The following is a 24427-nucleotide window of genomic DNA, read 5'->3' on the forward strand; positions in this document are numbered from 1 at the left end:
TCGATGATGACGTGGGCATTCGTGCCGGAGATGCCGAACGACGACACCGCCGCCCGCCGCGGCCGATCCAACACCGGCCACGCCCGCGACTCCGTCACCAACGCCACCGCACCGGACGACCAGTCCACCTTCGACGACGGCACATCCACGTGCAGGGTCGCCGGCACCACACCGTGGCGCATCGCCTGCACCATCTTGATCACACCAGCAACACCCGCCGCCGCCTGCGTATGACCCAGATTCGACTTCACCGACCCCAACAACAACGGCTCAAGCCCGTCCCGGCCCTGCCCATAGGTGGCCAACAACGCCTGCGCCTCGATCGGATCACCAAGAGTCGTACCGGTGCCGTGCGCCTCCACCACGTCCACGTCCACCGACGACAACCGCGCCGACGCCAACGCCTGACGAATCACCCGCTGCTGCGACGGACCATTCGGCGCCGTCAAACCATTCGACGCACCATCCTGATTCACCGCCGAACCCCGCACCACCGCCAACACCCGATGACCGAGCCGCCGGGCGTCGGCGAGCCGCTCCACGAGGAGGATGCCGACGCCCTCGGCGAGGGCGGTGCCGTCGGCGGCGTCGGCGAACGCCTTGCAGCGGGCCGACATGGACAGGTTGCCCTGCCGGGTGAAGTCGACGAAGACGGCCGGGGTCGGCATCACCGTGACACCGCCGGCCAGGGCGAGATCGGACTCCCCGGACCGCAGCGACTGCACCGCCAGGTGCAACGCCACCAACGACGACGAGCACGCCGTGTCCACGGTGACCGCCGGCCCCTCGAAGCCGAACGTGTACGCCACCCGGCCGGAGCTGATGCTGCCGGCGTTGCCGAGGCCGAGGTAGTCGACGGCCCCGTCGGGCACGTCGGCGGCGCCGTTGGCGTAGCCGCCGTGGGTGAGGCCGGCGAAGACACCCACCCGGCCGCCCTTCAGGCCGGTCGGGTCCACCCCGGCCGACTCGAACGCCTCCCAGGAGACCTCCAGCAGCAGCCGCTGCTGCGGGTCCATCGCGAGGGCCTCGCGCGGGCTGATGCCGAAGAAGCGGGGATCGAAGTCGGCGGCGTCATGGACGAAGCCGCCCTCCCGGACGCAGGAGGTGCCGGCGCGTTCCCCGGTCGGGTCGTACAGGTCGGTGAGGTCCCAACCACGGTCGGTGGGGAAGCCGCCGACCGCGTCACCGGAGGCGGCGACGAGGTCCCACAGCGCGTCGGGCGAGCTGACCCCGCCGGGGAAGCGGCAGGCCATCCCGACGATGGCGATCGGCTGTCGGGCCTCGTCCTCGACGTCGCGCAGCCGTTGCCGGGTCCGCCGCAGGTCGGTGGTGACCCTCTTCAGATACTCCCGGAGCTTCTCTTCGGTGTCCATCAACCTGACCCATCGCGGTGGCCGGCGGAGACCTGACGTAGGCGACGGTACGAATGCGCGAATTCCTCAAGCCAGATCGGTGGTTTCCTTGAGCACAATTCAGCCGAGAGCCACGGGTCCCCTCTGCGGGGAAGCTATGGCGTCGCGATGACCTGCGACAACCCCTAACCCGTACGCCCGTCCGCTAGGGGTGTCCGGGCCCCGACGGATCGGTTTAGCGTCCCTGTGATCGCCCCCGGTGCCAGGTGCCCGGGCACCTCCGCTGGAAGGACCTCGTCACGATGACCGACTCCGACAACGGCCTGTGGGTCCGCCGGTTCCACCCGGCGCCGGCCGGCGCGCCACGGCTGGTGTGCCTGCCGCACGCCGGTGGCTCCGCGAGCTTCTACTTCCCGGTCTCCCGGGCGCTGTCGCCGGCCGTGGAGGTCCTCGCCATCCAGTACCCCGGGCGGCAGGACCGCCGGCTGGAGCCGTGCGTGGACAGCATCGGCGAGCTGGCCCGACAGGTGTACGGGGTGCTGCGGCCGTGGCGGGACCAGCCGCTGGCGATCTTCGGGCACAGCATGGGCGCGACCCTGGGCTTCGAGGTGGCGCGACTGATCGAGGCCGACGGCGGGGCACCGGTGGCGCACCTGTTCCCGTCGGGGCGGCGGGCGCCGTCCTGCGCCCGGCACGAGACGGTGCACCTGCTCGACGACGAGGGCCTGCTGGCGGACGTGCGCAAGCTCAGCGGCACCAACCAGGCGGTGCTCGGCGACCCGGAGATGCTGCGGGCGGCGCTGCCGGCGATCCGCAACGACTACCGGGCGGCGGAGACGTACGCGTACACGCCGGGGCCGAAGCTGAGCTGCCCGGTGACGGTGTTCACCGGTGACGACGACCCGAAGAGCAGCATCGACGAGGCCAAGGCGTGGGAGCGGCACAGCACCGGCCCGTTCGACCTCCAGGTCTTCCCGGGCGGGCACTTCTTCCTGGCCCAGCACCAGCCGGCCATCCTGCGTACCATCTCGGCGGCCCTGGCCCGTACGACGGTGGGCTGATCCGGCGCACGCACGTCGCGGCCCCCGCCGCCCGGGACGTACCCGGGGCGGCGGGGGCCGCCGCGTGTCACGGCTTGTGGGCGACGGCGATGACGTAGTCGAGCAGCGACAGCTCCTTCTTGATCAGCTTCTCGTCGCGCCAGTGGTTGGCCATCCCCTTGACCGCGCTGCGGTCGGCCTCGGCCTGGAACGCCGGGTCGGAGGGGCGGGCTGCCTGGAACCGGCGCCACCCCTCCCAGGTGCGGTCCTGGATGGACTGCACGTCGGGGTTGACGAACCCGGCGGCGGCGAGCTGCTCGGCGTAGACGGTGCGGTCGTGCCAGTTCTCGTCGGGGATGCTGAACTTCACGAAGCTCAGCGGGCCGGAGCTGATCGACATCCGGGCGGTGTCGTTGCTGAGCGGGATGATGTCGGCCGTGGCGATGGTGCCACCCGGCTTGAGCACCCGGAACGCCTCGGCGAAGAAGGCGCTGCGCGGGTAGAAGTGGAACGCCGACTCCAGCGCCACCACCCGGTCGAAGGTGCCGTCGGCGAAGGGCAGCGCGGTGGCGGTGCCGAGCTGGAACTCGGCCTGCTCGGCGAGGCCCTCCTGCCGGGCCCGCTGCTGGGCGTGCTCGACGTGCCGGGGGGTGACGTTGATGCCGTGCACCTTGGCCACCCGGCGCTCGCGCAGCCAGGCGAAGTCCTGGTCGCCGTAGCCGAAGCCGACGTCGAGCACGGTGTCGTCGGGCTTGAAGCCGGCGGCGTCGGCGAGCTTCGTGGCCAGCGCCGCGCCGGCCACGTCGAGGCTGGTCACCCCGTCCTCCCAGTAGCCGACGTTCATGTAGCGGGTGGTGCGGGCGGCGAACTCCACCCCCGGGGACTGGATCTCGTAGAAGCGCCGGACCCGGGTCACCGGGTCCTTCGTGGCCAGGGTGCGGATGACCCGGCCGAGGGTGCGGAGGTTCTCCAGCATGTCTACTCCTTGAGCGGGGATGGTCAGGGGTGCAGGGCCCGGGCGGACACCTGCTGGCGCAGGTCGTCCACCAGGGCGGCCAGGCCGTCCGGGCCGGCCGCGACGCCGAAGACGTAGAAGTCGGGCCGGATCAGCGCGCCGTCGGCGTTCGCGCCGGCCAGCCAGGTGAGGTGGACGCCGTCGAGGTCGACGACGTCGGTGCCGGCCGCGTCGGTGGGCGCGGGGGCGTCGGCGGGGCGGACGGTGACCCGCCGGGTGCCGAGGGCGTCCAGGAACGCCACGGCGTCGGGGTCGAGCGCGGGGGCGAACTCCGCGCGGGTGAGCAGCACGAACCCGGTGCCGACCACCTCGTCGAAGCGCCCGGTCCGCCCACCGGCGGTCACCCGGCCCTGGGGTGCGGGGTCACCGGCGCGCGGGGCCGGCACGCCGTCGGGGCCGCGGTGCAGCACGCCGTCGACGACGGCCTCGCGCAGCGACCGCGCGTGCTTCTGCTGGGTACGGCGGCGCAGCGCGGCCAGCATCACCGAGTCCCGGCCGGCGGCCCGCTTCGGGTCGGTCTCGCAGATCACCGTGCCGGAGTCGATGGACATCCGGATGGCGTGCTGCACGTGCGCCCGCCGCTCCACCTCGTACGTGTCGAGCAGCGCGGCGTCGGCGATGCCCCGGCGCACCAGGTCCAACTTCCAGGCCAGGTTGATCACGTCGCGGAAGCCGGAGCTCATGCCCTGGCCGAGGAAGGGCGGCATGACGTGGGCGGCGTCCCCGGCGAGCAGGACCCGGCCGGCGCGCCACGTGTCGGCGTAGCAGGCCTGGGTGGTGTAGACGCCGTACCGGTCGAGGCGGGCGGTGGCGGGGGTGATGTCGAACAGGCCGAGCAGCCGCCAGACGCTGGCCTCGGTGCGGAACTCCTCCAGCGTCTCCCCCGGCACCCGCATGAACTCCCAGCGGCGGTGGCCGGGGCCGGCGGAGACGGCGGTGCGGGGGCGGACCGGGTCGCAGATCTGCAGGTTGTTCGGCTTGAACTCGTGCGGCTCGTGCAGCACGACGTCGCAGACCAGCCAGTCGTGGCTGAAGCCCAGGTCGGTGACGGTGGTGCCGAGCCAGCGGCGCACGAAGCTGTTCGCCCCGTCGCAGCCGATCACCCAGTCGGCGGTGAAGGCGTGCGCGGCGCCGTCGGCGTCGACGGCGGTCACGTCGACCCGGTCGCCCCGGTCGGCCAGCGCGGTCACCTCCAGCCCGCGCAGCACCTCGACGCCGGGCAGGGCGGCGCCCCGCTCGGCGAGCACGGCCTCCAGGCCGGGCTGGTAGAAGGAGATGGAGTCGGGCCAGCCGGCGGGCCCGTCCTCGGCGACCTTGACGTGCAGCAGGGTACGGCCGAAGCCGTTCTTCCAGGTGTACTCGCCGGACAGCTCGCACACCGGGTCGAGGGCGTCACCGAGGTCGCAGGTGGCGAGGATGCGGCTGGCCTCGCCGTCGTAGGACACCGCGCGGGGCATGCTGTACGGGGTGACCCACTTCTCCACCACCCGTACGGTGAAGCCGCGCCGGGCCAGCAGGATCGCCGCCACCTGGCCCACCGGGCCGTAGCCCACGATCAGTACGTCCGTCATCGCCGTTTCCTCGTCCGTGCGCGTCGGGTCGGGCATCAGAGCCCGAGTTCCGTGTCGATCAGGCTGAAGATCTCGTCGTCGCTGGCCTGGTCGAGGTCCAGGTCGTGGTCGGTGGCGGACGCGCCGCGCATCGTCCGCCACTTGGCGACCAGCACCTCCAGCCGCGCCGCGACCTGGCTGTGCAGTTCCGGCTCCACCACCGTCTCGGTGAGCGACCGTTCCAGGCCCTCCAGTTCGGCGAGGATCGCCGGGGCGGCTTCCGCGCCGTCGGGCACCAACTGGGCGCGCAGGAAGCCGGCCAGCGCGGTCGGGTCCGGGTAGTCGAAGATCGCCGTGGCGGGCAGCCGGTGCCCGGTGGCCTCGGTGAGCCGGTTGCGCAGCTCGACGGCGGTCAGCGAGTCGAAGCCGACCTCGTTGAACGCCTGCGCCGGCCCGATCGCGTCCGGGGTGGCGTGGCCGAGCACGGTGGCCGCCTCGGCGCGGACCAGGTCCAGCAGCAGGGCGGACTGTTCCGGACCGGTGAGCGCGCGCAGCCGGCCGGCCAGGTCCCGGCCGCCGGCGGCGGCTTCGGTGCGGGCCCGGGGGCGTTCCCGCCGGACCAGGCCCCGCATCAGCGCCGGCACGGCGGCCCGCCCGGCGAGGGCGGACACGTCGACCCGGGTGGGCACCAGGTGCTCCTCGGGGGCGGCCAGCCCGGCGTCGAACAGCGCCATGCCGAGGTCGGAGGGGATGGCGAGCTGGCCGTCGCGGGCGGTGATCCGGGGGTCGCTGCGGTCCAGCCCGGCGGTCATCGCGCTGGCCTGCTCCCACAGGCCCCAGGCGTACGACTGGGCGGGCAGCCCGGCGCCGCGCCGCCGCCGGGCGAGGGCGTCCAGGTACGCGTTGGCGGCGGCGTAGTTGCCCTGGCCGGGGACCCCGAACACCCCGGCGCCGGAGGAGAAGAGCACGAAGCCGGCGAGGTCGAGGTGGCGGGTCGCCTCGTCGAGGTGCCGGGCGGCGTCCACCTTGGGCCGGAAGACGGTGTCGATGCGGTGCGGGGTGAGCGCGGTGACCACCCCGTCGTCGAGCACCCCGGCGAGGTGCACCACGGCGGTGAGCGGGTGCGCGGCCGGCACGGCGGCGACGAGCCGGTCCACCGCGTCGCGGTCGGCCACGTCGGCGGCGGCCACGGTGACCGTGGCGCCGAGGGCGGTCAGCTCGGCGGTCAGCTCGGCCGCTCCGGGGGCGTCGGGGCCGCCACGGCTGGCCAGCAGCAGGTGCCGGACCCCGTGGCCGGTGACCAGGCGGCGGGCGACCAGCCCGCCGAGCAGGCCGGTGCCGCCGGTGACCAGGACGGTGCCGTCCGTCGCCCACGGCGTCGGCACGGTGAGCACCACCTTGCCGACGTGCCGGGCCTGCTGGACGTAGCGGAACGCGTCGGGGGCCTGCCGGACGTCCCAGGCGCGCACCGGCAGCGGGGTGAGCGTGCCGGCCGCGAACAGGTCCATCAGCTCGACCAGCATCCGCTGGATCCGGGCCGGGTCGACGGTGGTCAGGTCGTACGCCTGGTAGGCGACGCCGGGGTGGTCGGCGGCGACCCGGTCGGGGTCGCGCAGGTCGGTCTTGCCCATCTCGACGAACCGGCCGCCGCGGGGCAGCAGCCGCAGCGACGCGTCGACGAACTCCCGGGCGAGGGAGTCGAGCACCACGTCGACGCCGCGCCCGCCGGTGACGGCCCGGAAGTGCGCCTCGAAGTCGAGGGTGCGCGACGACGCGAGGTGGCTGTCGGGGACGCCCATCGCCCGCAGCACGGGCCACTTGGCGGGGCTGGCGGTGGCGTACACCTCGGCGCCGAGGTGGCGGGCGAGTTGGACGGCGGCCATGCCGACGCCACCGGCGGCGGCGTGCACCAGCACCGCCTCGCCGGGGCGCAGCCGGGCCAGGTCGACCAGCCCGTGGTACGCGGTGAGGAAGACCACCGGCACGGACGCGGCCTGCGCGTACGTCCAGCCGTCGGGCATCGGCACCAGCAGCCGGCGGTCGGTGACCGCGACCGGGCCGAAGCAGCCGACGAAGACGCCGAGCACCCGGTCGCCGGGGCGCAGGTCGGTGACCTCGGCGCCGACCTCGGTGACCACGCCGGCCGCCTCGCCGCCGGGCGGCCCGGGGTCGCCCGGGTAGAGGCCGAGCGCGTTGAGCACGTCGCGGAAGTTCAGGCCGGCGGCACGGACCCGGACCCGGACCTCCAACGGGCCGAGCGGCACGTCGGCGGCGTCGGTGGCGGCCAGGACGAGGGTGTCGAGGCTGCCGCGTGCCGGGGCGTCGAGCCGCCAGGCGGTCGCGGTGGCCGGCGGGATGAGCGTCGCCGCCTCGGCACGGCGGGCCAGCCGGGGGGCGTGTGGGGCGCCGCCGCGCAACGCCACCTGGGGTTCGCCGGTGGCGAGGACGGCGGCGAGCTGGTCGGCGTCCGGTGGGGTGTCGGCGTCGAGCAGGACGAACCGGTCGGGGTGCTCGGACTGGGCGGAGCGGACCAGTCCCCAGGCGGTGGCGGCGTCCGGGTCGTCGACCTCGGCGGGGCTGTGCACGCCCACCGCGCCCCGGGTGAGCAGGACCAGCGGGGTGGCCGCCCAGCGGGGGTCGGCCAGCCAGCCCTGCACCAGGGCGAGGGCTTCGGCGGCGACGGCCCGGGCCCGGTCCCCGCCCGCCGGGTTGCGGCCGTCCACACTGGCGCGTGCAGCGCCGTCGGCGGCGGTCGGGCCGTCGGCGGCGGTACCGCCGGGCGCGCGGCCGCCGTCGGCGGCAGTGGCGTACGGGACTGCGATGTCGGGGGTGGCGGGTCGGAACAGTGGGGCGAGGACGGCGTCGGGCGGGGGTGCGCCGGCGTCGACCGCGCGGGCGAGCGCGGCCAGGTCGGCGTGGTGCGGGAACGCGCCGACGGCCCGGCCGAGGGCGACGACCCGGGCCGGCGCGACCGGCTCCGGCGCGGCCAACGGCTGCCAGTCGAGGCGGAACAGGGCGTCGTCGACGGCGGCGTCCCGGGCGCCCAGTTCGGCGCGGGAGATCGGGCGCATGGCCAGCGACGCGACCTCGGCCACCGGCGCGCCGGTGGCGTCGGCGACGGTCAGCGCGATGGCGTGCGGCGCCACCCGGGTGAGCCGGACCCGCAGCGCGGTGGCCCCGGCGGCGTGCAGGGTGACGCCGTTCCACGCGAAGGGCAGCAGCAGCCGGTCCGGTCCGGCGTCGCCGAGGCCGCCGAAGTGCGCGGCGTGCAGGGCGGCGTCGAGCAGCGCCGGGTGCAGGGCGTACCGGTCGGCGTCGGCGCGCTGCGAGGCCGGCAGCTCCACCTCGGCGTACACCTCGTCGGCGGTGGTCCACACCGCCCGCAGCCCCTGGAACGCGGGCCCGTACGTGTAGCCGTCGGCGGCGAGGCCGGCGTAGAAGTCGGTCAGGTCCGCCGGGCGGGCGTCGCGCGGCGGCCAGGGACCCGACCCGGGCGGCGGGGCGGGCCGGGCGGCGGTGAGGCTACCGCTGGCGTGCCGGGTCCACGGGGCGCCGGGCGGGCCGTCGGCGGGGCGGGAGTGCACGGTGACCGGGCGGCGGCCGTCCTCGCCGGCTTGGCCGAGCGCCACCTGCACCTGGGTCGCCGCGTCGGCCGGCAGCGCGAGGGGGGCCTCGATGACCAGCTCGTCGAGGACGGGACAGCCGACCTCGTCGCCGGCACGCAGGCACAGCTCGACCAGCCCGGTGCCGGGCACCAGCACCGTCCCGGACACCCGGTGGTCGGCCAGCCACGCCGGTGCGGTGGCGGCGAGCCGGCCGGTGAACAGGTGCCCCCGCGTCTCGGCCAGCGTCACCGACGCGCCGAGCAGCGGATGGCCGGAGGCGTCCAGCCCGGCCGCGCCGACGTCGCCGGGGCCGGTCGCCGGCCGGGGCCAGTAGCGCCGGTGGGCGAAGGCGTACGTGGGCAGGTCGACCCGCCGGCCGCCGGCCAGCACCGGCTGCCAGTCGACCGGCACACCGCGCACGTGCAGCTGGGCGGCGGAGAGCAGGAACCGGGCCCGGTCGCCCTGGTCGCGGTGCAGCGAGCCGACGACCACGGCGTCCTGCTCGGCCAGCGTCTCCTCGATGCCGACGGTGAGCACCGGGTGCGGGCTGCACTCGACGTACGTGTCGTGGCCCTGGTCGGCCAGCGCCCGGACCGCCTGCTCCAGCTCGACCGGCCGGCGCAGGTTGCGGTACCAGTAGTCGGGGCCCATCTCCTCGCCGTCGAGCCAGCGCAGGTCGGTGGTGGAGAACAGCGGCACCGCCGCCGGGCCGGGGGTGATCGGCGCGAGGGCCTCGGCCAGCTCGTCGCGGATGCGCTCCACCTGGGCGGAGTGCGAGGCGTAGTCGACGGCGATCCGGCGTACCCGGGCCCCGTCGGCGGCCAGCTCGTCGAGGAGTTCGGCGACGGCGGCCTCCTCGCCGGAGACGACCACGGCGGCCGGGCCGTTGACGGCGGCCACCGCGATCCGGTCGCCGTGGCGGGCGATCCGCTCGCGGACCGTGTCGGCGGGCAGCGCCACCGAGGCCATCGCCCCGTGCCCGGCCAGCGCCCGGATCGCGCGGCTGCGCAGCGCCACCACCCGGGCGGCGTCGGGCAGGGAGAGCACCCCGGCGACGCAGGCGGCGGCGATCTCGCCCTGCGAGTGGCCGACCACGGCGGCGGGCTGGACGCCGTACGAGCGCCACAGCTCGGCCAGCGACACCATCACCGCGAACAGGACGGGCTGCACCACGTCGACCTGGTCGAGGCCGGGCGCGCCGGGGGCCTGGCGCAGCACGTCGCGCAGGGACCAGTTCAGGTACGGCCGCAGCGCGGCGTCGCAGGCGGCCATCCGCTCGGCGAAGACGGGGGCCTGGTCGAGCAGGTCCAGCCCCATGCCGGGCCACTGGGAGCCCTGGCCGGGGAAGACGAACACGCACCGGCCGGTGGGCCCGGCGTCGCCGCGTACCAGTTCGGGGGCGGGACGGCCGTCGGCGAGCGCGTCGAGGGCGGCGGCGACCCGGTCGGGGTCGGCGCCGACGAGCACGGCCCGGGAGTCGAACGCGGCCCGGGTGGTGGCCAGCGACCAGGCCACGTCGAGGGGCGACTGGTCGGGCCGCTCGGCGAGGTGGGCGTGCAGCCGGCGGGCCTGCCCGACCAGCGCCTCCGGGGTACGCGCGGACAGCACCCACGGCAGCGCCACCGCGTCCTGCGCCCCGGCCGACGCGGCGACGGTCGACGGCGCTGGCGCGGCGGCGGTGCCCGACAGCGCGGCCAGGTCGGCGGTCGTGGCGGGTTCGGACGCGGCGGGTTCGGGTGCGGCGACCGCCTCGACGACGACGTGCGCGTTGGTGCCGGAGATGCCGAACGACGACACCCCGGCGCGGGCCGGCCGGTCGGCGCGCGGCCACGGCCGGGCCTCGGTGAGCAGTTCCACCGAGCCGGCGTCCCAGTCGACGCGGGAGGTACGCCGCTCGGCGTGCAGGGTGCGCGGCAGCCGGCCGTGCCGCATGGCGAGGACCATCTTCAGCACCCCGGCGACACCGGCCGCGGCCTGGGTGTGCCCGAGGTTGGACTTGACGGAGCCGAGCAGCAGCGGCGGGGCGTCGGCGGGACGCCGGCCGTACGTGGCGAGGATCGCCTCGGCCTCGATGGGGTCGCCGAGCGGGGTGCCGGTGCCGTGCGCCTCGACGGCGTCCACGTCGGCGGGGCCGAGCCCGGCGGCGGCCAGCGCGGCCCGGATCACCCGCTCCTGCGACGGCCCGTTGGGGGCGGTCAGCCCGTTGGACGCGCCGTCCTGGTTGACGGCCGTGCCCCGCACCAGGGCGAGGACGGGGTGACCCCGGCGGCGGGCGTCGGAGAGGCGCTCCACGACCAGCACCCCGACGCCCTCGGACATGCCGAACCCGTCGGCGTCCTCGGCGAACGCCTTGCACCGGCCGTCGGCGGCGAGGCCGCGCTGGCGGCTGAACCCGGTCAGCCCGGCGGGGCTGGACAGCACCGACACGCCGCCGGCCAGGGCGAGGTCGCAGTCGCCCTGCCGCAGCGCCTGCACGGCCAGGTGCAGCGCCACCAGGGACGCCGAGCAGGCGGTGTCCACGGTGACCGCCGGCCCTTCCAGCCCGAGCGCGTACGCGACCCGGCCGGACAGCACGCTGCCGGCGGTGCCGGTGAGCAGGTGCCCCTCGTCGGCGGTGGTCTCGCCGTCGTCGGCGGCGACGCCCGGGGCGATCCGGTCGGCGTAGTCCTGGCCGTGGGTGCCGGCGAACACGCCGGTGCGGCTGCCGCGCAGGGTGCCCGGGTCGATGCCGGCGCGTTCGAGGGCCTCCCAGGAGGTCTCCAGCAGCAGCCGGTGCTGCGGGTCCATGGCCAGCGCCTCGCGGGGGCTGATGCCGAAAAACGCGGCGTCGAAGTCGGCGATGCCGGTGAGGAACCCGCCCGCGCGCACGTAGGTGCGTCCGGCCGTGCCGGGGACCGGGTCGTACAGGTCGGGCCAGCCCCGATCGGTGGGCAGGTCGCCGATGACGTCCCCACCGGCGTCGAGCAGCCGCCACAGCTCGTCGGGCGAGCCGATGCCGCCGGGGAACCGGCAGGCCATGGCGACGACCGCGACCGGCTCGTCGAGGGCGACGGTGCCGGCGTCGGCGACCTCGGTGGCGGTGGTGCCCAGCAGCCGGGCGTGCAGGTGCGCGGCGAGCAACTCCGGGGTGGGGTGGTTGAACACCGCGTGCGGGGCGAGCCGGACGCCGGTCACGGCGGAGAGCCGGTTGCTCAGCTCCACCGCCATCAGCGAGTCGAAGCCCAGTTCCTTGAACGGGCGGCGCGGTTCGACCTGCTCCGGGCCGACGTGCCCGACGACGGTGGCGCACCGGGCGCGGACCAGGTCCAGCAGCAGGGCGGCCCGCTCGGGCTCGCCGAGGCCGGCCAGTCGGTCGGCGAACCCGGTGGCGGAGGCCGGCGCGGGGTCGGTGTTGACGGCCCGGCGCGGCGGCGGGGGCAGCAGCGCCCGCAGCAGCGCGGGCACCTCACCGGAGGCCCGGACGGCGGCCAGGTCCAGCCCGATCGGGACCAGCGCCGGCCGGTCGGCGTGCAGCGCGGCGTCGAGCAGGGCCAGGCCGGCGGCGGTGGAGAGGGGGCGGGTGCCGCCCCGGGCGAGGCGGGCCAGGTCGGCGGGGCCGAGCCGGCCGGCCATCCCGCCCTCGGCGGCCCACAGGCCCCAGGCCAGCGCGGTCGCCGGCAGGCCGTGCGCGCGGCGGTGCGCGGCGAGGGCGTCGAGGAACGCGTTGCCGGCCGCGTAGTTGCCCTGTCCGGGGCTGCCGAAGGTGGCCGACGCCGAGGAGAACAGCACGAACCCGGCCAGGTCGAGGCCGGCGGTCAGCTCGTGCAGGTGCCACGCGCCGTGCACCTTGGACCGCAGGGCCCGCTCCCAGCGGGTCGCGTCGAGGCCGGTGAGCAGCGCGTCGTCGGTGGCTCCGGCGGCGTGCACCACGGCGGTCAGCCGGTCGGCGAGCGGGGCGACGACCTCGGCGAGGGCCGCCCGGTCGGCGACGTCGGCGGCGACCGTACGCACGCTCACCCCGGCGTCGACCAGCGGGTCCATCCAGTCGGCCCAGCGGCCCGCGCGGCTGAGCAGCACCAGCTCGGTCACGCCGTGGACGCCTGCGAGGTGGGTGGCGACGTGCCGGCCGATCCCGCCGGTGCCGCCGGTGACCAGCACGGTGCCGCCGGCCAGCGCCGGCAGCGGGCCGGCGGTGCCCGGCGCGGGCGTGCCGGCGGTGGGGTGCTCGACCGGGCGGAGCCGGGGCAGCAGGGCGCGGCCGTCGCGGACGGCCACCTCGGGCTCGTCCGTCGCGACGGCCAGGGCGGCCCGCACGGCGGCGTCGTCGCCCGCGTCGAGGGCGAGCAGCAGGAACCGGCCGGGGTGCTCGCCCTGGGCGACCCGGACCAGCCCGGCGACCGGGGCGTGCACGGGGTCGTCGGCGCGCACGGCGACGGCGAGCCGGGTGTCCTCCGCGCGGGGGTCGTCCAGCCAGCGCTGGAGCATGCCGAGGGTGTCGAGGCCGACGGTGTGCGCGCGGTCGGGCACCGGGTGGTCCGGGTCGCCGTCGCCGACCCGCAGCACCAGCACCGGCGGCAGCGGCCCGTCCGGGGGTACGCCGTCGGCGAGGGTCCAGGCGGGCACCGGCGTGGCCGGGGCGGTGGCGGGCAGCCAGTCGACGGCGTACAGGCCGGCGGGGGCGGCATCCTGCGGCGACGTCGGGCCGGCGGGCGGTGGCACCACGTGGCGCAGCAGCACCCGGTCGACGTCGAGCACCGGCGCGCCGGCGTCGTCGACGGCGCTGAGCGTCACCGCGTCCGCCCCGGCGGGGGCGAGGCAGACCCGCAGCGCGTGCGCGCCGGTGGCGTGGATGCGGACCCCGGACCAGTCGGTGGGCACCGGCCGGACGTCGTCGTCGGTGGTGGCGGTGGCGAAGTCGGCGAGCGGGAGCAGGCGCAGGGCCGCGTCGAGCACCAGCGGGTGCACCCCGTACCGCTCGGCGTCGGCGTCGCGGGCGTCGTCGGGCAGGCGTACGTCGACGAAGAGCCGGTCCCCCGCGACCCACACGGCCCGGGCCGTCTCGCCGGCGAGGGCGCGCCGCTGCGGGGTGTCCAGGTCCACCGGCCGGGCCCCGGTGGGCGGCCAGGCCGGGACGGTGGTGGCCGGGCCGGCGGTCGGGTCGGCCGGGGCGAGCACGGCCTCGGCGACCTCCCGCCACGGCTGGCCCTCGGCGGTCCGGACGTGGCAGCGCGCCACCCGGCGCAGGTGCTCGTCGGGGGCGTCGACGGCGACCTGCACGTCGACGGCCAGTTCGGCCGTCAGCGGCACCGGGGCGGGCACGCTCAGCCGCTCCACGGTCGGGGCGTCGAGGAGACCCCCGAGGTGGGTGAGCATGTCCAGCAGGGCGGTGGCGGGCAGCAGCGCCGGGCCGCCGTCGGGTGCGACCAGCCACGGGTGGGTGGTCGCGGCGAGCCGGCCGGTGCAGACGACCTGGCCGGTGCCGGCGACCGGCAGCACCGCGCCGAGCAGCGGGTGCCCGGCGTCGGCCAGCCCGACGTCGGCCGGGCCGCCGGCCACCGCGGAGTACGGCAGCCAGTAGTGCCGCCGCTGGAAGGCGTAGGTCGGCAGGTCGACCCGGCGGCGCGGGCCGGGTCCGGTGAGCGCGGCGGTGTGCACGTCGACGCCCCGCACGTGCAGCCGGGCGACGGCGGCGAGCAGTTCGCCGGGTTCGCCGTCGACGGTCCGCACGGCGGGGACGAAGGCCAGGTCGTCGGTGTCGGCGGCGAGGCAGTCCTGGGCCATCGCGGTGAGCACCCCGCCGGGGCCGATCTCCAGGAAGGTGGTGGCCCCCTGCTCGCGCAGGGCGCGCATCCCGTCGAGGAAGCGGACGGTGCCGCGCACGTGCGCCGTCCAGTAGTCGGGCGAGCAGAGCCGGGCCGCCTCGACGGGCCGGCCGGTCAGGTCGGACACCACGGGCAGCTGCGGGGTGCGGTACGTGAGCCCGGCGGCCACCTCCCGGAACGCGTCGAGCATCGGCTCCATGCGCGGGGAGTGGAACGCGTGCGACACCCGCAGCCGGCTGGTCCGTCGGCCGGCGGCGCGCAGGGTGGCCACGACGGCCAGCACGGCGTCGGCGTCGCCGGAGAGGACCACGCTTGACGGGCCGTTGACGGCGGCGAGGCCCACCCGCTCGGTCAGGTGTCCGGTGACCTCCGCCTCGTCGGCCTCGACGGCGACCATCGCGCCGCCGGTGGGCAGCTGCTGCATCAGCCGGGCCCGGGCGGCGACCAGCGTCGCCGCGTCGGCGAGGGAGAACACCCCGGCCACGTGCGCGGCGGCCAGCTCGCCGACGGAGTGGCCGAGCAGCACGTCGGGGCGGACGCCCCAGGACTCCAGCAGCCGGTACAGGGCCACCTCGAAGGCGAACAGCGCCGGCTGGGTGTAGAGGGTCTGGTCGAGCAGGGCGGCCAGGTCGTCGCCCTCGTCGGCGGCGACGACGTCCGCGATCGGGTGCGGGGCGTGGCCGGCCAGGCAGCGGTCCAGCTCGGCGCAGGCGGCGTCGTACGCGTCGGCGAAGACCGGGTACGCGGCGCGCAGCCGCCGCCCCATGCCGGGACGCTGGCCGCCCTGCCCGCCGAAGAGCAGGGCGAGCCGGCCGTCGGCGACCCGGCCGGTGAGCACGGCGGCGCTGTCCGGGTCGGCGTCGCCCCGGGCCAGCGCGGTCAACCCGGCCCGGGTGGTGGCCGGGTCGCCGGCCAGCACCACGGCCCGGTGCTCCAGGGCGGCCCGGGTGGTGGCCAGGGCGTGCGCCACGTCGGCCGGGTCGGCGTCCGCGCCCGGGCCGTCCAGCCAGGTGAGCAGGCGGGCCGCCTGGTCGCGCAGCGCCTCGCCGGTGGCGGCGGAGAGCGGCCACGGCACGGCCGGCCGGTTCGCGTCGGTGGGTTCCGGCGCGGGGTGAGGGGCGGCGGGCTCCGGGTCGGCCGGGGGCGCCTCGACGATGACGTGGGCGTTGGTGCCGCTGATGCCGAACGACGAGACACCGGCCCGCCTCGGCCGGTCCACCCGGGGCCAGGGGCGGGCCTCGGTGAGCAGCTGCACCGCGCCGGCGGACCAGTCCACCTCGGACGTCGGGGCGTCCACGTGCAGGGTGCGCGGCAGCGTCCCGTGCCGCATGGCGAGGATCATCTTGATCATCCCGGCCGCCCCGGCGGCGGCCTGGGTGTGACCGAGGTTCGACTTCAGCGAGCCCAGCGCGAGCGGCGCGGCGTCCCCGCGCCCCGCGCCGTAGGTGGCGAGCAGCGCCTGCGCCTCGATCGGGTCGCCCAGCCGGGTGCCGGTGCCGTGCGCCTCGACGGCGTCCACGTCGGCGGTGGTGAGGCCGGCGGCGGCCAGGGCGCGGCGGATGACCCGCTCCTGGGCGGGGCCGTTGGGGGCGGTGAGTCCGTTGGACGCCCCGTCGGAGTTGACCGCGCTGCCGCGCAGCACGGCCAGGACCTGGTGCCCGTCGCGGCGGGCGGTGGAGAGCCGTTCCAGCAGCAGCACGGCGACGCCCTCGGACCAGCCGGTGCCGTCGGCGGCGTCGGCGAACGCCTTGCACCGGCCGTCGGGGGCGAGCCCGCGCTGCCGGCTGAACTCGACGAACGCCTGCGGGGTGCCCATCACCGCGACACCGCCGGCCACCGCCCGGACGCAGTCCCCGGCGCGCAGCGCCTGCGCGGCCAGGTGCAGCGCGACCAGCGACGACGAGCAGGCGGTGTCCACGGTGACCGCCGGCCCTTCCAACCCCAGCGCGTACGCCACCCGGCCGGAGACGACGCTGCCGGCGGTGCCGACACCGAGGTAGCCCTCCGTGCCGGGCGGCGCCTGGCGCAGGTTGGCGGCGTAGTCGTGGTGCATGACGCCGGTGAAGACGCCGGTGGCGCTGCCGCGCAGCGAGGTCGGGTCGATGCCGGCCCGTTCGAACAGCTCCCAGGACGTCTCCAGCAGCAGCCGCTGCTGCGGGTCCATGGCCAGGGCCTCGCGGGGGCTGATCGCGAACAGGGTGGCGTCGAAGTCCCCCGCGTCGGGCAGGAACCCGCCGACGCGCACGTACGACGTGCCGGGCTGGTCGGGGTCGTCGGCGAACAGCCGGGTCAGGTCCCAGCCCCGGTCGGCGGGGAAGCCGGTGAGCCCCTCACCGCCCTGCTCGACCAGGGTCCACAGCTCCTCCGGGGAGCCGACCCCGCCGGGCAGCCGGCAGGCCATGGCGACGACGACCACCGGATCGTCCCGGTCGGAGCCCACGGCCGGGGAGTCCGGCGGGGTCGGGACGCCCGTGGCGGCGCCGCGCAGCCGGGCGGCGAGGTGGCGGGCGAGGGCATCGGGGCTCGGGTGGTCGAAGGCGGCCGTGGCGGAGAGCCGTACCCCGGTGGCCCGGGCCAGCCGGTCGCGCAGGGCGACCGCGCCGACGCTGGTGAAACCGAGTTCCTTGAAGGCGCGGCCGGGGCGGACCGACGCCGCGCCGGGCAGGCCGGCGACCTCGGCGGTGGCGGCACGCACCAGGTCGAGCACGAGCCGGTCGCCGTCGGCGCCGGTCAGCCGGGCCAGCCGGCGGCGCAGCTCGGCGACGTCGGGCTCGCCGTCGACGCCGACGGCGCTCGGGCGGGCGGGGGCGCGCCAGGCGGGGTGGGCCGCGACGGCCCGGTCGGCCGGGACGGCGAGCAGCACCAGGTCGCCGCCGTCGTGGGCGACGTCGAACGCGGCGAGGTCGGCCCGGGTGGGCGTGCCCCCCTCCCCCGCCCCGCCGTCGCCGGTCGGGTCCGTCGTGCCGACCAGCCGGGCGGGCAGCCCGGCCGCGCGACGGCGGGCGACCAGGGCGTGCAACGCGCCGACGGCCGCCGCCGCCCGCTCCCGGCCGGCCGCGCCCAGCAGCGCGGCCGTCGGGACGGCGACGGTGAACGCCGTGGCGTCGGCGTGCCGGGTCCGGGCGTCCAGCGCGGCGGCGAGGGCGAGCAGCCGGGCGACGGCCGCGTCGTCGTCGAGGTCGGTGTCGGACGGGCAGAGGAAGACCGCGCCGACCGGCTCGTCGGTCACCGCCTGCCCGAGCCGGTCGACGTCGGGCAGCGCGACCACCGCGACGGCCTCGGCGCCGGCGGCGGTGAGGTCACCGACCAGGCCGGTCGGGTCGCCCGCGTCGCGTCCCTGGTCGGCAGAGCCGCCGGCGGTCGGGCCGGTGTGCAGCAGCCGCAGCCGGCGGGCCCCGTGCGCGGCGGTCAGGTGCCGGGCCAACGCCGCCCCGGCCGGTGTGTCGACCCCGGTGACCACCGTCAGGGCGGCCGGGTCGACGACCGTCGCCGGTCGCGCCGCCAGGACGGCGGGGGCCGGTTCGAGGGCCGGGTGCCGGGCGACCCCCGCGTGCAGGGCGACCTGCGCCGCGGCGTCGACGGCGGCCGGCAGCAGGGCGGACGAGCGGTCGTCGGCGTCCCGGTCGACCAGCACGACCCGGTCCGGGTACGCCGCCTGGAGGCTGCGCCCCACCGCCCAGGCGACGACGCCGGCCGGGACGAGATCGGGGTCGTCGGCCCGGTCCGTCGTGGACGCGTCCACCGCGCCGGTGGTCAGCAGCACCAGCCGGGCGCCGGCGTACCGGTCGTCGGCGAGCCAGCCGCGCACCCGGTCGGCGAGCCCTGGCACGTCGCCGTCGCCGCTGAGCAGCACCGTCACGTCCGGCACGTCGGGCTGCCCGCGCAGCGCGGCGAGATCCGGGTGGACGTGGAACCGGTCGCCGTCGGCCGCCGTGCGCAGCAGCGCGGCCAGCGCCTCGCCGCCGTCGCCGACGACCGCCCAGCGGCGGCCGGCCGGCACCGGTACGGCGCTCAGGTCCAGCGGTCGCCAGGAGATCCGGCTCAACGACTCGTGGTGGCCGCCGTTGACGCCGCGCAGCCGGGCCGGTCGCGCCAGCAGCAGTCGGCGGGTCACCTTGCCGGAGGCGGTGCGGGGCACCTGCCCGATCTCGTACAGCTCGTCGGGGACCTTGTAGTAGGAGAGCCGTTCCCGGCAGGCGGCGTACCCGGCGCGAGGGTCGAAGCCCTCCGGCCCGGGGACGACGAACGCCACCGGCACCTCGCCGAGCACGTCGTGCGGCCGGCCGGTGACCGCCACGTCGGCGACGCCCGGCACCGCCCGCAGCGCCTCCTCCACCTCGGACGGGTGGATCTTCTCCCCGCCCCGGATGATCAGCTCCTGGTGCCGGCCGGTGACGAAGAGGTTCCCGTCGGCGTCGCGGCGGGCCAGGTCGCCGGTGCGGTACCAGCCGTCGCGCAGCGCGGCGACGGTCACCTCCGGCAGGCCGTGGTAGCCGAGCATCACGCTCGGCCCGCGTACCCACACCTCGCCCTCGGCGCCCGTCGGGACGTCCAGGCCGGTCTGCGGGCTGACCAGTCGCACCTGCACGCCCGGCACGGGCAGCCCGCAGGAGCCCTCGACCGGGGGGCGGTCCGGCCGGCTGATCGCGATCGACCCGCAGGTCTCGGTGCTGCCGTACGCGTCGAGCAGCGGCGCGGCGAAGACCTCCTCGAACGCCGTGCGCAGCGCGCCCGTGGTGATCGCCCCGCCGACCAGGCACACCCGCAGGGCCGGGGCGCGGAAGCCGGTGTCGCGGGCGGCGGCGACCAGGTGGTGGTACATGGCCGGCACGCCGGCCAGCACGGTCGCGGCGTCGGACTCCACAGCTCGCAGCACGTCGTCGGCGGAGAAGCCGTCGACGATCCGGGCGGTGGCGCCGACGGCGGTCACGCTCAGCACGCAGCCGATGTGGGAGAGGCTGTGGAACAGCGGCAGCGGCCAGACCACCCGGTCGTCCGGGGTGAGGCCGGGGATCGGGACGTAGCAGGCGGCGACGGACCACAGACAGGTGCGCTGGGTGGAGAGCACGCCCTTGGGCCGGCCCGTGGTGCCGGACGTGTAGAGCATCCAGGCGACCTCGTCGAGGCCCAGGTCGTCGCGCGCGTCGACGCCCGGCTCGGCGTCGGCGAGGTCACGCCAGGCGGCGACACCGGCGGGCGCCGGGTCGTCCCCGGTGACCCAGACCCGCAGGCCCGGCCGGTCCGCACGCAGCCGCAGCACCTGGTCGAGGTGCTCGGGGTCGGTGACCACCAGGACCGCGCCGGAGTCGTCCAGCAGGTGGGCCAGCTCCGCGTCGGTGCTGCGCGGGTTCAGCGGCACACCGACCGCGGCGGCCCGGGTGACGGCCAGCCACGTCTCCACCGTCTCCACCCGGTTGCCCAGGCAGAAGGCCACCCGCTCGCCGCGGCCCACCCCGGCCGAGGCGAGGTGCCCGGCCAGGCGTCGGGTCCGCGCCTCCAGGTCGGCGTACCCGACCGCGCGGCGGTCGTCGCGGAACGCGACCTTGTCCCCGAACCTGTCGGCGTGGGCCCTCAGCAGACCGGGCAACGGCTGGACCAGGTCGCTCCGAAGCATGTCACCACATCCGTCCGTCGGCGAGACTCCTCATCCGCGGCGTAGACCTCGCTCGCCGTAACGGTGCAATCCTTCCGAGCGCCCTGCCGCCGACCTACCCCTGTCACCCCCTAACCCGTCCCCAGTTCCGGCCGCCGGCCGACCGGCGCGACCTGCTGCGGGGGCGATGATGGGTCGACCCCCGCAGACCGCCGTGCCCGTGCTCCGCCCGCCGTCAGTCGAGGTGCCGTCGTTGGAACACTCGTGGTTGTTCGCCCGCCTGGCCGTGCCGGCCGGCGGGTGCCCGGACGCCCGGGTGGCCTCGCTGGTCGGGACCGTGCTCGCCGACCTGGTCGCCACCGCCCGCCGCGCCGACCCGGAGGCGCAGTGGTTCTACGACCGCCTCGACTCCCCCGTCGGGCCGCGGCTCAGCCTCGGCTTCCACGCCGCGCCGGTCGCGCTCGACGCGGTACGGCGACGACTGCGGACGTACGACCCGCAGGTCACCTTCGCCGCCGACCCGTACGCCGTGCGCGACGCCGCCCGGGGCGGTCCGCTCGCGTCGGCGGCCAGCGACCTGGCCCTGGCGCTGCTCGGCGGGGACGTCCCCTGGCTGGCCGGCGCCGAGCTGGCGCTGACCGTGACCCACCTGCGGCACCTCTGCGAACTGATGCCGGCGGCCGACCGGCTGGCGTTCCTCTTCCTGCACTGGCAGGACCGCAGCCGTCGGCTCACCGGGGCGCAGCGGCGGGAGCTGGCCGCGCAGGCCGACACCGGGGCGGAGAAGATCGTGCTGGCGGCCGGTGACCTGCCGCTGACCGGCGCGGTCGCCGCCGCGTGGCGGCGCTACCTCGACCGGGTGGCCGACGTGGTCGACCGGGACGGGAGCGCGTCGCCGCCGCGCGGGTTCCTGCTGGCGCACCACGCCCAGCTCGCGCACGAGCGGTGGGGCATCGGCCCGGACGTCGACTCGCTGGCCGCCCTGGCGCTGCGGCTGTCGATGGTCCGCGACCGGCCGGCCGCCCCGACGCCGAATCCCACCGCACCGAGGAGTCAGCCCCATGCACCCGTCCGCGCCTGAGCGTCCCGTCGGCGACCCGCCCCGACCGGTGGCCCCCGTGGACGTGCCGGCGCGGACCGCCCGGGTCGCCGCCGTGGATGCGGGACCGGAGTCACCCGCGCCGGCCGCCACCGTCGGGGACGTCGAGCCGGTCCGGATCGACGTGGCGCTCGGCGAGCGCGCGTACCCGGTGCTGATCGGCCCCGGCGTGCGCCACCGGCTGCCGGCGGAGGTGGCGCGGGTCGGGGCGCGGCGGGTCGTGGTGGTGTCGGCCCGGCCGGCGGAGTGGACGCCGGACCCGGGCGTGCCGCACCGGGTGGTGCCGGCCCGCGACGGCGAGCACGACAAGAACCTGTCCACGGTGGAGCAGCTGTGCCGGACGTTCGCCGAGTTCGGCCTGACCCGCTCCGACGCGGTGGTCTCCTGCGGCGGCGGCACCACCACCGACGTGGTCGGTCTGGCCGCGGGCCTCTACCACCGGGGCGTCGCGGTGATCCACCTGCCGACCTCGCTGCTGGCCCAGGTCGACGCCAGCGTCGGCGGCAAGACCGCGGTGAACCTGCCGGAGGGCAAGAACCTGGTGGGGATGTACTGGCAGCCCCGGGCGGTGCTCTGCGACACCGAGCACCTGGGCACGCTGCCGCGACGCGAGTGGCGCAACGGGTACGGGGAGATCGCCCGGGCGCACTTCATCGGTGCGGGCGAGCTGCGCGGGCGGCCGGTGGCCGAGCAGATCGCCGCCTGCGTCGCGCTCAAGGCGCGGGTGGTGGCCGCCGACGAGCGCGACTCCGGGCTGCGGCACATCCTCAACTACGGCCACACCCTCGGCCACGCGCTGGAACGGGCCACCGACTTCCGGCTGCGCCACGGCGAGGCGGTCGGCGTCGGCACGGTCTTCGCGGGCCGGCTGGCCGGCGTCCTCGGCCGGGTCCCGGCCGGGCGGGTGGCCGAGCACCACGACGTGGTGGCCGCCTACGGCCTCGAAACGGCCCTGCCCGCCGACGTCGACCACGACGAACTGGTCGCGCTGATGCGCCGGGACAAGAAGGCCGTGGCCGGGCTCTCCTTCGTCCTCGACGGCCCGACCGGCCCGGATCTGGTCGGCGACGTTCCGGAGGCCGCCGTCCGCGCCGCCCTCGCGGGGATGTGACCGCGCCCCCGGGCCGCTGTCGCGGCCCGGGGGTGATCCGTCAGCGGCTCAGCGCCCGCTGGATCTGCGCGATCAGCACGCCGCAGCTGTCCCGTCCCGAGGCGCCGACCATGCCCAGGATCGTCGCGGGGAACAGGCCGTTGTCCGTCGTTGCCGGGTCGTAGTGCATGAACACGACGAGCTGCCCCCGATCGATGAAGGGGGCGAGGATCGGCTCGGCGTCGACCCCGGGCGCGAGGGAGAAGAAGGTGGTCATGGCGCACGGGTGCTGCCCGAGCAGCGAGCTGCGGTGCAGCACCGACGTGGTGGCGCCACTGACCCGGAAGTTCGGGTCGATGACGCGCAGCTCGCCGGTGCGGCTGATCCCGGCGTCGAACGAGCAGTAGCCTCGATAGCCGAGAGCGCTGGCCTTTCGCACCCCTACGGTCAGCGCTTCGATCAGTTCCGTCGGCGGTTGGTCGTCGTCGAGCACACAACCGGTCCACGTCGAGGTGGGCTGAGGTAGATGGACGGACGACCCGAGGTACTCCACCGAACCGCTGGCCGTGACGGCGAACTGGGCTCCCCAGACCGTCCGGAAGGGAACCTCCTCCTCGACGATCCACCGATCGCTCACCTGTTCCATCTGCTGGAACAGTGACCGGTTCAGCCGATCCTGCAACCGTCTGGTGAAGATCGCGATCCCGCTGTACACCTCGGTGCCGGCCGGCTTGACGACCGCCGGCCGGCGGTCCTGCTGCACGATCCGGCGCACCTCGGCGGGGGTGGCGACCTGGCGCCGGGGCAGGTACTCCGGTGCGATCAGGGTCTCCAGGACGGTCTTGTTGTTGAGGCGGGTCAGCAGGTCCGACGAGTTGCGGGCCGGCGCCGCCCGCAGCTGCGGATCCTGTGGCGGGAACTGGAGCTCCAGCAGCTCGCCCCGTTCGGCGGCCTCCCGGGCGAGCTGGACCGCCTGCGTGCCGGACCGGAACTCGCGCAGGTCACTGGGGACCTTGAGGCCACACCGGCTGATCAGGCGCAGCGACTTGTCCGCGCTGGCCCCGGTGCTGCAGATGGTCGCCGCCTGGTGCGGCAGGGTCAGGTGCAGTCCGGTGACCATGTCCAGCCCGTTGTTCAGGCCGACACCGGCGGCGGCCAGGTAGCGGCTGTCGGCGGTCGCCACCGGGCTGGGTGGCCGGGCGAGGACCACGCCGTCGGGGGAGAAAATCTGTACCTGGATCGGCCCGTCCATGGGGATCTCCTGACATGCCGGCCCGCAGGGGGCCTCGGGGATGGCACGAAGTCCGGGTCCACGACGACCACGAGCAGCGCAGAACGTGATGCGTGGCGTCCCGGTGTGGTGCGGCCGCTCGGCCGTGACAGTCGGGCGTGCCGTGCGTACCGCCGGACGGTCCCGGGTCGGACCGGCCCAGGCAGCGGCTGGCTTGTGGTCAGCACTGCTCCGGCGAGGTGCGCACCAGCAGGCGGTGGTGGTTGCGGGCCACCGCCTGGCTCATGATCGACGAAGCATAGTCAGCTTCGATCCGGGCGCGGGATGGGCCGGACAGTTGAGTGCGCGCAGCCCGTTCCGCCACCGGTCGGCTAGGGGTGGCGGCTAGGGGTGTACGCCACGGCGTCGGGATCCGTAGCGTCGGGGGCCGCCAGGTCGTCGTTCCCCCATCACCGCAACGGATCGGGGGCGGATGTGGGTGCGTGCCCGGGTGTCGTCCGCCGTACGGCCCAGGGGCCGACCGGCCGCCGCGGCCACGCGTCTCCCGGTCACCCCATCTCGCCTCGGAGGTTGGCTCATGTCTGTCGGGTTCGATGCCGCGCATGCCGTGGCAGGTACGGTCGACGCCGCCGGGCCGCTGTCAGACGCCGAACGGCAGCAACTGCTCACCTGGGGCCTCGGACCGGTACGGGAAGTCCCGGCCGAGCCGATCCACGACCTGGTCCTGCACTGGGCCCGACACACCCCCGACGCCGTCGCCGGCATCGCCGGTGACGAGACACTGACCTACGCCGAACTCGACCGCCGCTCCGCCGCCCTCGCCGCCCACCTACGCGCCCACGGCGTCGACGACGGCGACGTCGTCTCCCTCGCCCTGGACCGCAGCCTCTGGACCCTCGTCGCCACCCTCGCCGTCCTACGCGCCGGCGCCGCCTACACCCCCATGGACACCACCTGGCCCACCGCACGCATGCACATGCTCCTCAACGACCACGGCGCACGCATCGTCCTCACCACCAGCCACACCGCCCCCCACATCCCCCGCACCGAC

The 24427-nt window shown here is 76.4% G+C and carries 9 protein-coding genes; 4 read left to right on the forward strand and 5 right to left on the reverse strand.

Annotated elements, in window-relative coordinates; genetic code table 11:
* A partial coding sequence (locus ACPFP2_RS29135; RefSeq protein WP_424093344.1) for a type I polyketide synthase occupies positions 1-1376 on the reverse strand: 1376 nt, incomplete at its 3' end.
* 278 nt (positions 1377-1654) lie between these two features.
* Between ACPFP2_RS29135 and ACPFP2_RS29140 the strand changes: the two genes are divergently transcribed.
* A complete protein-coding gene (locus tag ACPFP2_RS29140) occupies positions 1655-2413 on the forward strand; it encodes a thioesterase II family protein (RefSeq protein ID WP_424093346.1) in 759 nt (252 codons plus the stop codon).
* Between the two features lie 67 nt (positions 2414-2480).
* Here ACPFP2_RS29140 and ACPFP2_RS29145 read toward each other — a convergent pair whose 3' ends face one another.
* The 3 genes from ACPFP2_RS29145 to ACPFP2_RS29155 are packed head-to-tail and all read right to left on the reverse strand — an operon-like array spanning position 2481 to position 19977.
* Positions 2481-3368 carry an SAM-dependent methyltransferase gene (locus tag ACPFP2_RS29145; RefSeq protein ID WP_424093348.1) on the reverse strand — a complete coding sequence of 296 codons (888 nt, stop codon included), beginning with the start codon at positions 3366-3368 and terminating at the stop codon, positions 2481-2483.
* 23 nt (positions 3369-3391) lie between these two features.
* A complete protein-coding gene (locus ACPFP2_RS29150) occupies positions 3392-4978 on the reverse strand; it encodes a bifunctional 3-(3-hydroxy-phenyl)propionate/3-hydroxycinnamic acid hydroxylase (RefSeq protein WP_424093349.1) in 1587 nt (528 codons plus the stop codon).
* Between the two features lie 35 nt (positions 4979-5013).
* On the reverse strand, positions 5014-19977 hold the full coding sequence (locus ACPFP2_RS29155; protein ID WP_424093351.1) for an SDR family NAD(P)-dependent oxidoreductase: 14964 nt from the start codon (positions 19975-19977) through the stop codon (positions 5014-5016).
* A 223-nt stretch (positions 19978-20200) separates the two neighbouring features.
* Here ACPFP2_RS29155 and ACPFP2_RS29160 point away from each other — a divergent pair, with 223 nt between their 5' ends.
* Entirely contained in the window at positions 20201-21037 is an 837-nt protein-coding gene (locus tag ACPFP2_RS29160; RefSeq protein WP_424093356.1) for a hypothetical protein, read from the forward strand.
* A gap of 142 nt (positions 21038-21179) precedes the next feature.
* Positions 21180-22166: a 3-dehydroquinate synthase family protein gene (locus tag ACPFP2_RS29165; RefSeq protein ID WP_424093358.1), complete on the forward strand. Its 987-nt coding sequence runs from the start codon at positions 21180-21182 to the stop codon at positions 22164-22166.
* Between the two features lie 40 nt (positions 22167-22206).
* Here ACPFP2_RS29165 and ACPFP2_RS29170 read toward each other — a convergent pair whose 3' ends face one another.
* Complete coding sequence (locus tag ACPFP2_RS29170) at positions 22207-23397, reverse strand: ATP-grasp domain-containing protein (protein ID WP_424093353.1); 1191 nt, start codon at positions 23395-23397, stop codon at positions 22207-22209.
* A gap of 556 nt (positions 23398-23953) precedes the next feature.
* Here ACPFP2_RS29170 and ACPFP2_RS29175 point away from each other — a divergent pair.
* Positions 23954-24427: AMP-binding protein (locus ACPFP2_RS29175; RefSeq protein WP_424093354.1), on the forward strand; the 474-nt coding region annotated here is incomplete at its 3' end.

This window comes from Micromonospora citrea (assembly GCF_049629545.1).
In the GTDB taxonomy this organism is placed as follows: Bacteria; Actinomycetota; Actinomycetes; order Mycobacteriales; family Micromonosporaceae; genus Micromonospora; species Micromonospora citrea_A.